The sequence below is a fragment of the Virgibacillus kekensis genome, from assembly GCF_042654125.1.
In the GTDB taxonomy this organism is placed as follows: domain Bacteria; phylum Bacillota; class Bacilli; order Bacillales; family Amphibacillaceae; genus Lentibacillus; species Lentibacillus kekensis.
Genome location: NZ_JBHSFU010000004.1, coordinates 474,119 through 490,563 on the forward strand (window position 1 = coordinate 474,119; position 16,445 = coordinate 490,563).

Annotated in this window: 16 protein-coding genes; 2 read left to right on the plus strand and 14 right to left on the minus strand. The window is 40.0% G+C overall.

The features are described 5' to 3' along the window. Positions 1-6: 6 nt before the first annotated feature. Positions 7-1,173 (minus strand): hypothetical protein, encoded by a 1,167-nt coding sequence (locus ACFO3D_RS06605; protein WP_390294038.1) that lies wholly within the window; start codon positions 1,171-1,173, stop codon positions 7-9. Positions 1,174-1,676: 503 nt separating this feature from the next. On the opposite strand from ACFO3D_RS06605, the gene ACFO3D_RS06610 reads away from it, so the two are divergent. After that, positions 1,677-2,324, plus strand: a complete 648-nt coding sequence (locus tag ACFO3D_RS06610) for a GntR family transcriptional regulator (protein WP_390294040.1) — start codon at positions 1,677-1,679, stop codon at positions 2,322-2,324. Between the two features lie 81 nt (positions 2,325-2,405). On the opposite strand, the gene brnQ is transcribed toward ACFO3D_RS06610, so the two are convergent. Further along, the gene (brnQ, locus tag ACFO3D_RS06615; protein WP_390294042.1) at positions 2,406-3,764 is read right to left on the minus strand and encodes a branched-chain amino acid transport system II carrier protein; all 1,359 of its coding nucleotides are present in this window, start codon (positions 3,762-3,764) and stop codon (positions 2,406-2,408) included. A gap of 268 nt (positions 3,765-4,032) precedes the next feature. On the opposite strand from brnQ, the gene ACFO3D_RS06620 reads away from it, so the two are divergent. Then, positions 4,033-4,389, plus strand: a complete 357-nt coding sequence (locus tag ACFO3D_RS06620; RefSeq protein ID WP_390294044.1) for a SpoIIAA family protein — start codon at positions 4,033-4,035, stop codon at positions 4,387-4,389. A 115-nt stretch (positions 4,390-4,504) separates the two neighbouring features. On the opposite strand, the gene ACFO3D_RS06625 is transcribed toward ACFO3D_RS06620, so the two are convergent. The 12 genes from ACFO3D_RS06625 to ACFO3D_RS06680 form a co-directional block, all read right to left on the minus strand. Next, a complete protein-coding gene (locus ACFO3D_RS06625; protein ID WP_390294046.1) occupies positions 4,505-5,935 on the minus strand; it encodes an NAD-dependent succinate-semialdehyde dehydrogenase in 1,431 nt (476 codons plus the stop codon). 37 nt (positions 5,936-5,972) lie between these two features. After that, positions 5,973-6,353: a 5-carboxymethyl-2-hydroxymuconate Delta-isomerase gene (locus ACFO3D_RS06630; RefSeq protein WP_390294048.1), complete on the minus strand. Its 381-nt coding sequence runs from the start codon at positions 6,351-6,353 to the stop codon at positions 5,973-5,975. Positions 6,354-6,427: 74 nt separating this feature from the next. Beyond that, a complete protein-coding gene (locus tag ACFO3D_RS06635) occupies positions 6,428-7,183 on the minus strand; it encodes a fumarylacetoacetate hydrolase family protein (RefSeq protein ID WP_390294050.1) in 756 nt (251 codons plus the stop codon). A gap of 20 nt (positions 7,184-7,203) precedes the next feature. Further along, entirely contained in the window at positions 7,204-7,971 is a 768-nt protein-coding gene (locus ACFO3D_RS06640; RefSeq protein WP_390294052.1) for a fumarylacetoacetate hydrolase family protein, read from the minus strand. Positions 7,972-8,066: 95 nt separating this feature from the next. Further along, complete coding sequence (locus ACFO3D_RS06645) at positions 8,067-8,543, minus strand: flavin reductase family protein (protein ID WP_390294054.1); 477 nt, start codon at positions 8,541-8,543, stop codon at positions 8,067-8,069. Positions 8,544-8,569: 26 nt separating this feature from the next. Then, entirely contained in the window at positions 8,570-9,388 is an 819-nt protein-coding gene (locus tag ACFO3D_RS06650) for an FAD synthetase family protein (protein ID WP_390294056.1), read from the minus strand. A 39-nt stretch (positions 9,389-9,427) separates the two neighbouring features. Further along, positions 9,428-10,417 (minus strand): 3,4-dihydroxyphenylacetate 2,3-dioxygenase, encoded by a 990-nt coding sequence (gene hpaD, locus ACFO3D_RS06655; RefSeq protein WP_390294058.1) that lies wholly within the window; start codon positions 10,415-10,417, stop codon positions 9,428-9,430. Positions 10,418-10,430: 13 nt separating this feature from the next. Then, a complete protein-coding gene (gene hpaB / locus ACFO3D_RS06660) occupies positions 10,431-11,906 on the minus strand; it encodes a 4-hydroxyphenylacetate 3-monooxygenase, oxygenase component (RefSeq protein WP_390294060.1) in 1,476 nt (491 codons plus the stop codon). Positions 11,907-11,923: 17 nt separating this feature from the next. Next, complete coding sequence (gene hpaE, locus ACFO3D_RS06665) at positions 11,924-13,444, minus strand: 5-carboxymethyl-2-hydroxymuconate semialdehyde dehydrogenase (RefSeq protein WP_390294062.1); 1,521 nt, start codon at positions 13,442-13,444, stop codon at positions 11,924-11,926. 33 nt (positions 13,445-13,477) lie between these two features. Further along, positions 13,478-14,410, minus strand: coding sequence for a 2,4-dihydroxyhept-2-ene-1,7-dioic acid aldolase (hpaI, locus tag ACFO3D_RS06670; protein WP_390294064.1), 933 nt, complete (start codon positions 14,408-14,410; stop codon positions 13,478-13,480). Between the two features lie 135 nt (positions 14,411-14,545). Beyond that, entirely contained in the window at positions 14,546-16,147 is a 1,602-nt protein-coding gene (locus ACFO3D_RS06675) for a sodium:solute symporter family protein (RefSeq protein WP_390294066.1), read from the minus strand. Then, positions 16,144-16,263, minus strand: coding sequence for a symporter small accessory protein (locus ACFO3D_RS06680; RefSeq protein WP_390294068.1), 120 nt, complete (start codon positions 16,261-16,263; stop codon positions 16,144-16,146). Before ACFO3D_RS06680 ends, ACFO3D_RS06675 begins: the two co-directional genes overlap by 4 nt. Positions 16,264-16,445: the final 182 nt, after the last annotated feature.

Consider the following 16,445-nt stretch of genomic DNA (forward strand, 5'->3'; position numbering starts at 1 on the left):
TCCCATTTATAAAGTTTGAACGATAATCCCCGCGATAATTACAGATACAATGGTGACTGTGGTAAAGCCGCCAATCAACATTGGGGATAACAACTCATTAAATATTTGCTTTTCCTCTTCTTCATTGTCTGCGATACTTCGGCTTACTTCCTCACACAATATATAATCACCCGGAAAACCAAACAGGGCAGTCAATGCTACAGGCATACCTTTATATGGGTGCCATTTAACTAACTTGGATACAAAATATCCACCTATACAAAGTCCAAGTGTTCCAAGAAAGAGGATTAACAGTATACTTGGCAGATTTTCCAATACCTCTTGTGGACTTACATCTGCCATCGTACCGATAACAACGAAAATAATTCCGAGCATTGTAATCGTAAATGAATTTGCCTTTTCCAAAGACCTTTCTTCAAATAATCCTAGCCTTAAACCTATAACACCAATAGCCAAACACCATAAACTGTAATGAATCCCGGTTATTTCACCGATTAAAATACCAACCGCTGCACCGACAAAGATAAGGAATAACTTTAGCGTCGCACTCGATTTAAACGGACTAGCTTTTTTACCGCTTGTGTCTGCCGTTGATTCGTTCAGATTACCTGCGGCAACAAACGTACCATCATTTATGTCTTTCTTCATTTTAGCTGCGTATCTCCGCATAAAATTCATGGCCAATGGCATTCCCACAATACCTTGAAATGCAATAATTAAAGCAGGGATAATCACAAGACTTGAAAGCCCTATCTCAGTCAGTTTTTCCGATGTAACAATTAAAGCAATAACCCCTCCACTAACAGGGCCAACTCCAGCAACCGCAGTTGGATAATCATAAATCAGCGGGACAATAGTTAAAATTAAGACACCAGAAACTAAAACGCCTCCTAATGCAACGAGCACGGCCTTATATTGCCGCTTTAACGTTGAGAAAGATATGAGCGTTCCCATATGCAGAATCGCCGGGCCAATTAATATCGCTCCCAAAGCTGCAAATGTCGACTTTTCCATTATGTCTTCCGGAAAAATCCCCATCCAATTACAAACTAGAAATCCGACCATTGCGGTCAAAAGCATTGGAATCCTTGCCCTGGATACTATGGATAACCATTCCCCCAGTGCAATTAACGAAAAGATGATAACTGTTGCTATAAGTGGATTGCTAAGCATAATATTCCCCCTCATTCTTGTTGTATATTTCTTCTATTATTCTTGAATCCACTAGTGGCGTGAATATGTGAAATACTATAAAAAATATATAAATAGTATTTTCCTAATATTCAATTGGTAGTGAAAATAATGTTATTAATGTAACACATATTTTGTCGAATAGAAAGGAATTTTCTTATAAATATGCATTTAATTTGATTTTTATTCACTAAATATATTAATTGAAACTATTGCACAGGATTTCGTGTCCCAGGTATAGGGAATTGTGACTTTGGTTGTGCAAGCATGACATCAAGTTCCCTGAACATCATTTCGTTATAACAATCGCCACATAGTTTCATTGGTTCATTCTTGACAAGCTGTTTTACAGAATTCCAGTTTGGCAAGAAAACAAAGCTACCATTCCCCATGACCCTACACAATATATTGCATATTTCAATCCGGGATAATTTACTGTATACTAAAGTTCATAGGAAGTGAATATATAGAAAGGCGGATTTCCCATGCCAATACCTTCAAACCATTCAAAACCTGTTCGATTATCTGCAAAGGAAAATGCGTTCAACCATCTTCAGCAGTGGATTATTGATGGTACGTTACTTCCTGGCGAAAAATTAAATGATACCGAGCTGGCTAATGCGTTGGGGACCAGCAGAACGCCGATCCGTGAGTCGTTGCAGCTTCTGGAAGCACGGGGATTTGTGAAGATGTACCCCGGTAAAGCGACTCAAGTAACTGAAATTGAACGGGATGCCATTAAAGATCTTCTCCCACCATTGGCAGCATTACAATCTCTTTCCGCCGAACTGGCAATTGACCATTTGACCGAGGATCAGCTCACGGAACTCGAAAACATCAACGATCGCTTTGCAGACGCAATCCATTCCAATAACGGCTATGCCGCATTAAAAGTCGATGAGGAATTTCATCAGGTTATTGTTGACATTACGAGAAACCCTTACATCAAGGGCGTCGTAGAGCCATTACAGGCACATGTTCGCAGGCATTATTTCCATAACTCCATAATCTTAACCAAAGAATCAATTGATGATCACAAGGCTATAATCACTGCCATGAAGCACGGAAACAAAGAAAAAGTTGTAGCCGTTATGAAAGAAAACTGGCTACGTACACTACAGAAATTTGGATAATAAGCTAGAATGCATTTATACTTTTTAACATTTTTTAAAAAAGCCGGTCCCTCTCAAAGAGGATACCGGCTTTTTATGTGATTATGATGCATGGGCTGCAGCTGTCTTTTGAAAACGGCTGATAATGCCAGTAACTGCAATAACCACAATAGCCGGAAATAGCCATCCAAGCCCCTGACTGTATAGAGGTAACGATTGTTCATAGAAAGCTATAATAGGCTGCATCCAGTTGAAATAAGCGATTCCCAGTGAATCACAGAGCGCCTTAAGACCATCAAAAATACTGATCAAAAATGTTACTGCGATAGTTGAACCGTAAACCAATCGTGCATGATTAAACAATGGAGACAAGAACGTTAAGAGCATCAGCACAATCGCCAATGGATAGATGAACATTAAGACCGGCACAGAATAAGTGATAATATTCGCCAATCCGAAGTTCGCGATCACAAAGGTCAACGTTGCAAAGAATATAACCAGTGTTTTATAACTAATCTTCGGAAAAAGTGTATGAAAATATTCCGCATTAGCTATTGTCAGTCCGATCGCGGTAGTCAAACATGCCAATATAATGGTAATCGCAAGCAGCACAGAACCAAATGTTCCGTAATAATAGGAAGCAGCACTACTTAAAACCGGTCCGCCAGTTTCAAAGATTCCGAATACTTGAGTGCTCGTTGCCCCCATATATGCAATCCCAACATAAATTAATCCAAGAAACAATATCGCAATACTGCCTGCTTTTACGGTTGTTTTGAGAATTTCGGTGTTGGATGTTACGCCCAATGCCCGTATTGTATTAATAATAATAATTCCAAATACCAACGATGCAAGTGCATCCATTGTATTATAACCATTCAGGAAACCTGTTATAAAGGCTCCACTTTCATACGCTCCCTGGGGTGCTTCCATTGCTCCCATCGGATTAACAATTGCCGTAATAAGAAGAACCGCAAGTAGGATAACCAACCCAGGTGCTAAAAACTTCCCGACATTATCGACAAGCTTAGTAGGTTTCAATGAAAACCACAATACCACAGCGAAAAATAGTAATGTAAAAATAAATAATCCTAATTGTTGCGAAGAATCACTTACAAAAGGCGATATACCAATTTCATACGCAACCGTTCCTGTACGGGGGGATGCGAAAAATGGTCCGATCGTCAAATAAAGTAACGATGTAAAAAACACGGCATAAACAGGGTGGACACGGCTTGCAAGTTCCTGTAAATTACTGCTGCCTGAAAAACTCATAGCGATAATTCCTAGCAGCGGCAGTCCCACTCCTGTAATTAAAAATCCTATAATTGCCGGCCATAAATTTGTACCGGCAGTCTGACCAAGCTGCGCCGGAAATATCAGGTTTCCAGCTCCAAAGAATAGTGCAAATAACATAAGACCAATTGCTGCGTAAGACGAAAAAGACAGTTTTCCTTTCATGATAGGTTCCTCCTATGATGTATATTCAATTATTGATATGCAATATATCGATGGAATCTATCATACTATCTTCTTAGGTAAAATGCAATATACTACATGCAATTTTTCGATAATTTTCAGTAAGAGGACAACACTGAATATTTTGTTGGAATTGAGGGGGGGAGCATGAGGACGGTTCCCTTGCTTCCACGGGAGCATCTTTTCCACGTTTCACCCCATAATAAGAGTGGAATCGTATAACCAAAGAATAAATGAAAGGGTGGATCTTATGTTGGAGATTAATGGGGAGAAACAAGGCGAGATTCTGGAAGTAACTACAACTGGTACGGCTACACAAGAGGATCTAAAAATGTTCAAGGAAGCTCTGAACGAAAAGAAGCTTCAGGAGGAACCAATCAACATTTTGTTTATTTTCAAGAACATTAATGGCAACACTACAAAGGCGACGGTGGAAGCTTGGAAAATCGTTACCAAACTGAAAAGCATCAAGAAAAGCGCAATCGTAGCAGATGAATCATTCATAGGCCTTAATGAAAAAGTGGAAAAATTCATACCGGGTGTGGAGATAAACCAGTATTCGCTGGAAGAACTGGAAGCAGCCAGAAAATGGCTCCGTGAAGACTAAAAAGCATGGGGACGGTTCCTGTTCTGCCTCCTAAATTGGATAGATCTAAATCCCTTTTTAATCAGTGGATTCTTCATGAAAAAGTCAAATGAAGCAAAAGAACCGTCCCCGCGCTTTAAAATGCAAGGGAAACATATTTTGTTTCTAAAAATTCATCAATTCCTTGGTGCCCGCCTTCTCTGCCCAAGCCACTTTCTTTAAAGCCTCCAAAAGGTGCCTGAGGGGTTGAAGGGGCTCCATCGTTTAGCCCTACAATCCCGTATTCTAAGGCTTCACTGATCCTGATTGCGTTTCCTATATTTTCTGTAAATACATATGCTGCTAAACCAAACGGAGTATTGTTCGCTCTTCGAATCACTTCATTCTCCGTTTCAAAAGAAGTGATTGGGAGCAGGGGACCAAACGTTTCTTCATTCATGCAAAGCATTTCATCGTTAGCGTTCGTGATAACTGTTGGCTCGAAATAATTTCCATTATCGGATTCATAAACACTACCGCCCTGTTCTAACTGTGCACCTTTATCAATTGCATCACTTACATGTGCCGCTACTTTATCAAGTGCAGGTTTATTAATTAACGGCCCAATGTCAATACCTTCCTCCAATCCATTCCCGATTTTAAGTTTGGCAACGCCGGCAGATAATTTTTCCACAAATTCCTTTTCAACAGACTTGTGCACATAAACACGGTTTGTGCAGATACACGTTTGCCCTGCGTTCCGAAACTTAGAAGCGATTACACCGTCCACGGCTTTGTCCAAGTCTGCATCTTCCATAACAATAAATGGTGCATGTCCACCAAGCTCAAGTGAGATTTTCTTAACTGTTTCTGCTGCGTCACGCATTAGCAATTTCCCAACTTCAGTTGAGCCAGTAAAGGTCAGTTTTCTTACACGGTCATCATCTGACCATGCTTTCCCGATTTGACTGGAACTGCCGGTTACAATATTGATAACCCCTTTTGGAAAACCAGCTTTCTCAGCTAACTCAACCATTTTGAATGCCGTTAATGGAGTCTGGGTTGCAGGTTTTATGACAACCGTACAACCAGCTGCAAGGGCTGGACCGACCTTACGTGTAATCATTGCTGCAGGGAAATTCCATGGTGTAATTGCGGCGATAACACCAACTGGTTCCTTTTTTACAAAGATTCTTTTGTTGGGATGGGAGGCAGGTATCGTTTCACCATAAACTCTTTTTCCTTCTTCGGCATACCATGAAATGAACCCGTTTGCGTAAGCTACCTCACCAATAGATTCTTTAAGCGGTTTACCTTGTTCCTCTGTCATTATTTTGCCGATTAATTCTTTTTCTTCATTTATAAGATGATGCCATTTCATTAAAAGACCGGAACGCTCTTCTGCTGTTTTATGTGACCATTCTAGAAGCACTCCATGGGCTGCATCAACTGCTTGCTTTGCTTCTTTTTCCCCACCTTTTGGTACTTTTGCAATCACTTTATCCGTAGCAGGGTTTACAACATCAATTTGTTCCAGTTCATTTCCAACCCATTCACCATCTATATACATATTATGGTTTGTTGGCATGTACACACCCCTCATCTATGAATTTGATAAAACATCATTATTTAAAACGCTGATGGATATTATTTTTCTTATAAGTAGGGTTACTAAATTCATATAACTCCATGGACAATGCTAAATAACTATTATTAAATAATTCGCTGAAATGACCTTCTATCTCGTTGAATAGATCATCACAAAGAACTTTCTTATCTTCTTCTGAACGACCTTTCCCTAGCTTAAGCGTAGCATGGACAAACGCATCATCCTCTGATCCATCTGCAATAATATAATCTTTCAATTCTATCGCCCTGATTCGTAAGCCACCAACAGGAATAATATGATCATGGGAAAGAAACACATCGTTTACTCTTTGGAGCAAGGTTCTAATATCCGCTTGAGTTTTAATATTGTCCGTATATTCTATATAAAAATGTGGCATTAAAAACACCTCCATAACACTGATTTGGCGAGTTTAGCTACGACCCTCATTTTGACTGTTCGACATTAGTACATCTATTTGGCAGAGACCTCTTCACCGACAATCGTATTAACGAGTCTGCCGATACCCTCGATTTCAGTCACAACTTCATCGCCAACTTTTGTATCGACAGATCCCCTTGGAGTACCGGTCAGAATAACATCCCCTTTATTCAACGTCATAAATCCACTTAAATATTCTATTAGTTCAGGAACACCTAATAACATATCGGCGGTAGTACCCTCTTGTGTTACCTCACCATTCACATAAGTGCGTAAGGTTAAGTTCATCGGATCTTCTATATCTTTAGCTTCGACAAACCACGGACCAAGCGGTGTACATGCATCACGGTTCTTTGCCCGGAGATTAGGACGGTAATAATTTTCTATATAATCACGTATTACATAATCATTTGCTACCGTGTAACCTGCTACATAATTATAAGCTTCTTCCTTCTTTACATTCTTGGCAGCATCTCCAATGATCACTGCCAATTCACACTCATAATGCATAAAAGTGACATCACTCGGACGATAAGTTTGGCTGCGATGGCCTGTAAATGTATTTGGTCCTTTCAAGAACACTAATGGTTCCTTTGGAGCACTAAAAGATAACTCCTTGGCATGGTCTTCGTAATTAAGCCCTAAAGTAAATACAGTTCCAGGCTCTATCGGCGGTAACCACTGAACTTCTTTTTCATTTACAACTCTTCCATCATTCAGTTTCAACGTACCATTTTCTTCGATAGCATGATGAACTGATCCATTATAAACGATTCGAGCATATTTCATTCGTAAACCCCTTTCCGTTACTAATCATCTTTCACAATCGTATTTCTTAACGTCCCAATACCGTCAATCTGTATATCAATACTATCATTCACGTTTGCTAACGGAGCGTTTTCAGGTACACCAACTAATAAGGTATCACCAGGAAAAAGCGTCATGAATGAAGTCACATCGGCTATTAACTTGCCAGCTGACCGTATTAAATTTCTGGTATTGTTTTCTTGTTTTAATTCGCCATTTATAAATACCCGGATCCCTAACTCATCAGGATTATTAATAAAATCACGAGTGACAATCCATGGACCAGCAGGGCAGAACCCATCACGTGCTTTTTCTTTCACAGCGGGACGATATACACTCGTGTGAGGGATGCTAACGTCATTAACGATTGTGTACCCGGAAACATAATCCAAAGCTTCCTCTTCCTTCACGTTGGTTGCTTTTTCGCCTATTACAACCCCTAAAGCCGCTCCCATTTCCAATTCGGAAACATTAGGTGGCATTGGAATCTTGGCTTCAGTCCCAATCAATGTATTTCTTGGTTTAATATATAAAACTGGTGCCTTGGGGGGTTGCTTGTAAGGTTCCTGGTGCATGGACGGTTCCAGAGCGTCATAAGCTCCTTGGTAGTTTAATAGCGTTCCGTAAACCGTACCAGTTAAAGGAGAATCTAAAGAAAGGCTTTCAACACTGTATTGCTTACCTTCTACTTCCAGTTTTTCATCCTTGAAATCAACTGTTCCCTCTTTGAATTGCTCCCTTTCCCGGAACTTTATTTTCGCTTTACTCATAAACTCACTCCTTATATTTCTACATTTACCCGTATCAGAAAAACAGACCAGTAGATATTACTGGCCCATTTGTAGAAGCTATTAAACAAAGATGCTTAATTAGCATATTCCACTTCTTGATAACATCCATACTTACCACAGTAAAAAGTTAATGGGTTGCCATCTTGCAAATAAAGATCCATCACTTTTCCGATAAATAAAGTGTGATCACCCACTTCATAATAGCGATCAACATCACAAACAACGGAAGCCAGTGAGTCTTCGATGATTGGTACGTCGTCAATGAAGTCAAAATCAATTCCATTTTTTTCTTCTTTTTGCCCTGCAAAATGCATTGAAATGTTTTGTTGCTTATCAGAAAGAATATTAACAGCGAACTTACCAGATGTCTTAATTTTTTTTAACATGTGCGCATTGTTATCAATAGAAATGGTGATCAATTTTGGATCCATGGAGACCGACATGAAAGCATTAGCTGTCATCCCACGAGTTTCATTGCCAGCTTTCGTCGTAATGATAGTAACACCCGTTGCAAACTTACCCATTGCATTTCTGAACACTCTACTATCCATAATAATTCTCCTTTCTATTAATGATTTTATGATGAGACGGTTCTGGCGGAAGCTACCATACTTAAAAATGCTATAGAGACTTCTTTCACAATACAATCGTTTAATCCAGTTATAATTAATTCATCAGTATAGGAATCACGGTCAAATTGTCCAATGATTATTCTGTTTCCATTAACAATTTCCACGTGATAACTCCCCTTTTTGGGCAATAAAAAGTTATCTGCCACTTGCACTTTTACTATTCCAGGCCATATTTGCTGTACCACTCTGACTTTTACACTATAGGGCTCGCCTAAATGATAGGGTATTGCGTCAACATCACCATCTTGTAGCAATTCCCTTAGCAAGCTTGAACTTATCTTTTTCCCCATAAATGTCTTTTTTGGAACAACACTTAAGCCAAATCCATGTTTGTTCGACTCCGTGTATAAGAATTCAGTATTTCCTTTGGCTTTAAAACCAAATGTGAAATCATACCCTACGACAACATGCTTGGTATTGGTTCCAATAATATATTCATTGATAAAATCTGTTGGAGAAAGGGATGCAAACGTTTTATTAAATGTAACAACAAATAATTTATCGACACCGAACTCAGCCATTTTTTCAACCTTCTGTTCTAAAGGGGTCAGGTATTTCCGCTCCTTATCTCCCTTTATAACCTCATCCGGATGTGGACTGAAGGTCATCGCTGTAAATAATACATCATTATTCCTAGCGAGCTGCCTAGCGCGGTTTAACAGTTCCTGATGCCCCAAATGAATACCATCGAAGAATCCAATTGCCATCACATGTTCGTCAGTATTTATTCTTTTCATTGGGTGTGTTACATAAATTACTTCCATCCCACTTCTCCTTCCACCTTACTATTAAATATCTTCACGCTACACGATAAAATTCGGCTTCCTTTGATCCAACTTTGCATCTTCAACAGTTATACGTTCACCTGTGTTTGAATCAACAAACTCCATCGCCTCATTGAACCAGCTGTCTGGCGCTTTATGTCCCCAGAATGTCGCACGTTGCGGGTCATCCAAATCCCAGCGGATCGGTTCAAAATCTGAATCTCCTGTAAAATAATCGCCGGTATACAATTCAACACGATTCCCATCTGGATCACGTAAATAAAGGAAGAAAGCATTTGACAATCCGTGACGGCCAGGACCTCTTTCAATATTGTCCCCGTAGCCTAATGATGCAAGTACATCACATGTATCAATAATACTCATCGGATCATTTAACCAAAACCCTACATGGTGTAGACGTGGCCCTTTTCCATTCATGAACGCAACATCATGAACAGTCGGCTTTCTGTGAAGCCATGCCGCCCAAATATCCTCATCTTTTGTGGCAGTATATTCAGAGCAGGCATAACCAAGTTCTTTTATATAAAAGTCATATGCTTTTTCTACATCTGGAACCATGCAGTTAAAATGATCAATACGTTGCATTTTAGAACCTTTATATTGATCGTAGCGCTGAAGCATTCGCTCTACCGTATCCATAGTGCAGAAGAATTCTACTGGAATACCCGAAACATCCTGTACCCGGAATGATCGATCAAGCGCCCGCTGGCTCCCTTTCTCAAACCACTTCGGCTGCATTCCCTTTTCCATAAGTTTGTCAGCTAGATTATCCAGGTCTTCTTCTGTTGTCACCTTGTAACTTATCACTTCTACTCCTGGCTGGTCTGCTTTTTTTAAAACATAACTGTGATGCCCACGTTCTTCCAAACCCCTTAAGTAGATAAACGTATCGTCAGATTCCGTTTCAATGAACCCTAAGCCATTAACATAAAAGTCTCTTGCGGCATTTAAATCAGTTACCCTGACAATCGCCCGGGCCGCACGCGTTATATTAAAATTTCCGCTCAATGGTATACCCTCCTCATGATTTGGCAAATTCCGGTTTAGGAACATCTAAGTTATTAAGAAAACTGCGTACATGTTCCTTATATGGCTCTTTGTCATATTTATCAAAGTATGCCATCCCCATTTTTATTGGATCACCAAAGAAGTAGTATTCATAGTGTGTTTGGCGATTTCCGAATGAACTCATTGTCAAATCCCAAGCCAGCCGGAAAATCTGAACGCGATCATACCCCTCCACATTTTTGCCTTGCATGGCCCTATGGAGAATTGGCCCGATTTCATCGTTATTAAAGTCGTCATACGTTGGAATACCCATTAGTCCTGATGCCCCAAGAATACGTACGATTTCCGCCATGCGTGGATATACCCGAGGATACCAGTTTCGTGCGGCATCCAATGCTTCAAAGTCTGGCGTCATCATTCCCCATTTATCAATACTTGCATTATGTTCCGCTCTATACAGGTGTGATTTCATTGTTTCCAGAGTTAACATGATTTCGGTGCCCTTATCCTTGACATGCTGGAAACTATCGATCCCGATAGAGTCCATTAATGTCAACACGACACCCAGCAGAAATTCCGTTTTAGCGACACCTTTTGAAATAACCTGGTGCGACATATGTGCCACAGCATTTGTTTCACCAAATGCACGATTGCAAATAGAAGAATTTTCACAAACGAATACTCTATCCCAAGGTACAAGTACATTGTCAAAAGCTACAATTGTATCTCCTTCTTCAAAATTGGAACTTAGTGGATGATCATATGTGTTTTTACCTTGGTCAAATGATTCACGGGACAAGAATTTTAATCCTGGTGTATTGTTTGGAAGCGCAAATGCCAGTGAATATGGGTCGTCTAGCTCACCGGACTTTTTAACCGTGGATGGAAATACAAGAATCTCGTCTGTAATACCACCCTGTGTTGCCAGGAGCCTTATCCCGTCAACAATTATCCCCTCATCCGTTTTCTTCACGAGATGAAGTGCAACATTTGCGTCTTTTTGTTCAGCTTGAATTTTAGCCCGGTTAACCTGCGGGTGAATCAGCGTATGCGTTAAACTTATATCATTTTCACGTGCAAATTCTGCATATCTTCTGGCGTTTTCTGCAAACATCGGATCTCCTTCTGCAAAAAACTCACTCGCTTCTCCCATCGCCATGACATCAGCATTCAGATAATCAGGTGAACGTCCCATCAAACCATTTGTAAAATGCTGCCATTCCATGATGGCCTCGCGCCGCTGAATCAAGTCATCTATCGTTTTGGGAACCATAAATGTCTTGCCGACTTTCTCGCCGGAAGTCGGACTTGTATAAAGCATTTTTTCCGGTTGTTCATGCTGAATATCGTATAATCTTGCCATCGAATTAACTACATTTTTAAAGGCTGGATGTTCGGTGACATCATCCACCCTCTCCCCGTGGATATACACGTTATTGTTTGCTGCCTTTAATCTTTCAATATACTCTTTACCTGTTTTAGCTGGCATCGTGTTTCCTCCTTCTATTAATCTTTTTTCTTTCCGAACTGGGGAATATGATGGTCTGTTAGTGCCACATGGATTACTTGTTTTTCTGTGTAGAAGTCAAATGCATAATGGCCTCCTTCTCTGCCTATGCCACTAGACTTGGAACCACCAAATGGAACTCGTAAGTCGCGGACATTTTGCGAATTGATCCACAACATTCCAGAGTCCACTGCTTGCGCAACCCTATGCCCACGCTGAATATCTTTTGTCCATACATATCCGGCAAGACCGTATTCAATATCATTTGCCAGGTCGATAACTTCTTCTTCATCTTTAAATTTCATAACTGTAAGTACAGGACCAAATACTTCTTCCTGTGCAACAGATTTGTCATTGGTGGCATTTAAAACTAAGGTCGGGGCCACGAAATTGCCTTGCTTGAACTCTTCTGGGATTTTTCCGCTAACAAGCTGCCCGCCTTCCTCTTCCGCAATCTTCAAATAGCGTGTTACATTATTAAAATGAGTTGAATGGATTAGTGGACCAACTTGTGTTTTATCATCCATCGGGTCACCGACAACAATGTTGCCCACTCTTTCTTTTAACTCCTCAACAAATTCATCGTAAATATTTTCATGTAAAAAAAGTCGTGAATTTGCGGTACAACGTTCTCCATTGAATGAGAAAATACCCCATGTACAAGCATCAAGTGCTCGATCGAAATCGGCATCATCAAAAACTATAATTGGAGACTTCCCACCTAGTTCCATGGAGACTTCCTTCAATGAATCCGCACCGTTTTTGGTGATTTCCGATCCAGTCTTGGTCTCTCCTGTAAATGAAATCAGTTTAACGTCCGGGTTTGAAACAAGTGAAGCCCCTGCCGTTTCACCAAATCCATGCACGACATTGAAAACACCATCCGGAAGTCCTACTTCATCAATAATCTCTGCAAGTTTATTTGCTGTTAAGGGAGACCATTCCGCTGGCTTTAAAACAACCGTATTCCCTGTTGCAAGTGCAGGTGCGATTTTCCACGTTTCAAGCATAAATGGCGCATTCCATGGAGTAATTAATCCTGCTACACCGCGTGGTTTGTGGATTGTGTAATTGATAAATTCATCATCCACCTGATATGCCTCGCCGACCATTCTGCTTGAAACCATTTCAGCATAGAATCGAAAGTTTTTTGCTGCCCTGGCGACCATCTTTCTTGTTTGACTTATAGGAAGCCCCGTATCATATGATTCAAGCAGCGCAACTTCCTCAACGTGTTCATCAATGACTTCCGCAATTTTGTTTACATATTCTAATCGTTCAGCAACTTTCAACTTGCCCCATGTACCTTTAAAGGCAGCTTTGGCAGATTCAACCGCTTTATCGATATCGGCTTTATCGCCTTCAGCTACATGGTTAATAACTTCATTTGTAAAAGGATTTAAATTATCGAATGTTTTGGTTGATTCCGCATCGATAAACTCTCCATTTACATATAACTGAATATCTTTTACCTCTAAATCCTTCAAAAATTGCTGCTTATCAAATTGCGTTTGTGTCATATGAAATCTCACTCCTTTATTAATGAATCTCTCTTATCGAGTTATGGAAGCGCCTTCATTTAATTCAACATAATTTTCTAAAACACTTTTAATTTCCTCTTGAAGTTCTTTTGAAGGTAGATCCATTGGCAGGCGCAATGCAGGATGGATTTTCCCCATAAGTCCCAAAGCTACTTTTGCCGGCGCGGGATTTGTATCTTTAAATAACACATCGTTAAGAGGCATTAATTCGTAATGCAGTTCCTGTGCACGTTTCAGGTCCCCATTATTCCATGCATCATGCATTTCAGCCACTTTTTCCGGTACTACGTTAGCTGTTGCACTGACAGAACCGGCCCCACCGATTGCGAGCATTGGGAAACACAGTAACTCAATCCCGGAGAATAAAAGAAAATCTCTTCCGCATTTAAGCAATACACGATTTACATGCTCAAAATCTTTGTTTGATTCCTTAACCCCAATAACATTCGGGCACTCTTTACTGATTTTAGCTAATGTATCTACCTCAAGGTTTACTGCTGTACGCCCAGGAATGTTATAAACAATAATTGGGAGATCCACAGATGTAGCAATTGTTTTGTAATGTTTGTAAAGTGCATCCTGATTCGGCTTATTGTAATATGGAACAATTACAAGAGCAGCGTCAGCTCCTATTTCGGCAGCTTTCTTCGTTAGATACTTTGTCTCTTCATGATTTGTCGAACCCGTTCCTGGGAGAAATGGAACCCTTCCATCAACAGCTTTCATTGCAGTTTCCATTACCTTCACGCGTTCTTCTGGTGTCAAAGAACTAGGCTCTCCACTCGTACCGGTAACAGAAATGGCATGACTCCCACTTTTGATTTGCCAGTCAATTAAGCTTTCAAGCGTGTTGTAATCAACAGATCCATCTTCTTTAAATGGTGTAATGACCGGCGCTATTGATACGCCACGTAATCGTTGCTTAATCTCATCAACATTTGACATATAAGCATCTCTCCTTTGAACATTTAGAATTGTTATACATTAACACTATCACGGTAGTGAATATATTAAAAATATCTATTTCATTACGATTGTATATAAAATAAATATACTTTTCAGAATTGCCTTATTAAAAAATTATTTGGAAGCAATATCGTGATCCAACCCCACATCATCATGTTGTTCAACTTGCTTGTCCCTCCCGGTGACCAAACTAACTACGATAAAAACGATAGCTGAAAGTGGCAGTGCATAGAATAACGGATCAACATGTGTCATTGGATAACCAAGTAAAGTCGATTTCCCGAACAGTACTTTAGATATTCCAAAAGCAGCAGCTTCTTTTTCATGGAGAAATATAAAGCCGACAATACTGACAGTGAAGCCTACGACAACACTTGCATTAGCAGCTTTTGCTGTTCCTTTATCCCAAAATAGTGCACCTATTAAAACCGGTAAGAATCCAGCCGCACAAATACCAAACCAAAAAGCTGTTGCTCTTGCAATAACTCCCCCAGGTAAAACGTACGCAAGCACAATAGCTGCAATAATTCCGATGATTACACCAATTCTTGTCAATTCTGTTTTATTACCAAAAAATGATGTGACACCCATTTTTTTGAGAATGTCTTCACTGAATGAGGATGCTTGTACGTGTATCAGAGAACTGACAGTGGAGAGAACTGCAGATAGTGCTGTCAGTGTAAATAAGTAAACGAACCAGTCTGGCATCATGTTGGCAATTAATATTGGTACTACAGTATCTGGGTTCCCACCTGCGACTGCCAATGCTAATTCGCCCTGTGTATTGTAAAAGTAAACATTACTCAAAGGGCCGATCATATAAATGGCACCTGTCATAAAAAAGATGAATATTCCACCTACAAGCACAGAACGGTACAATGACCGATCATCTTTAACAGTCATAGCACGCATGGCCAATTGTGGTTGTGCCAACACACCAATACCAACACCCATAATTAACGTGCTGACGAGGGTCCACCATAATGGTGATCCAAAATCAGGCATTGCTGTCCAACCATTATGACCCTGCTCGAGCAGTGCTTCCGGAACAAGATCTTGCATCGCTGTCAATGCACTGTGACCAACAGAGACCCCGCCAACTGACTGATAAATCATAAATAAAAACATTGCCATCATAAAAAGCATCATCAAAGCTGCAAAGGCATCCGTATACATGACAGCTTTTATTCCACCACTTACAACGTAGATGCCTACAATTAAGGCAATAACCAGTAGACCAACATTAAAATTTATACCTAACGTTTTCTCTATAAACCGGCCACCACCAATGAGAACGATACTCGTATAAGCCGGCATGAATACAAAGATCATGAGGCCAGAGAAAACCGTAATGAATCTCGAATTGTACTTTTCACCCAGTAACGATGGAAAGGTAAAAACATTCAATTCCTTTGAAAGCCTTCTGATTCTGGTACCAAAAACCGCAAAGGCCACAAAAACTCCTAAAACGATATTCAGAAATGCCAACCACAATAACCCGAAACCAAATGTTGCTGAAACTCCGCCAAAACCTATTAATGAAGAGGTACTGATAAAGGTTGCACCGTATGAAAGAGCCATAACAACCGGATTAATATTCCCTCCTGCAATCAAATAGTCCGCTTCTGTATTCGTTTTTCGGTATCCATAATAAGCCAGACCCGACATAATTATTAAATAAACAACGAGTAAAGGAATAAATATCACTAAATTCATTCAGACTCATCCCCTTGACGATTCCAGAAAATCAGACCAAATAGAGCACAACCAACTCCCGATAGAACAGTCAAAATCCAGGCTAAAGCGATAATGTCATCTTCCATTCCTAACATAAACAAACTCCTCCTTAGCTAATTTTTTGTTGATTATACAGATTGATCATCATAACAACGTTCTAAAAAACCGCTTTCATTTTACCTGGTTACACCTCCAAAATTGAAGTTAATTAGCTTGTAGTTATCTGAAAAGTAGCGACAGTTAGAGTTTTCACTATTTTCATTGTTAGAAAGTTTAG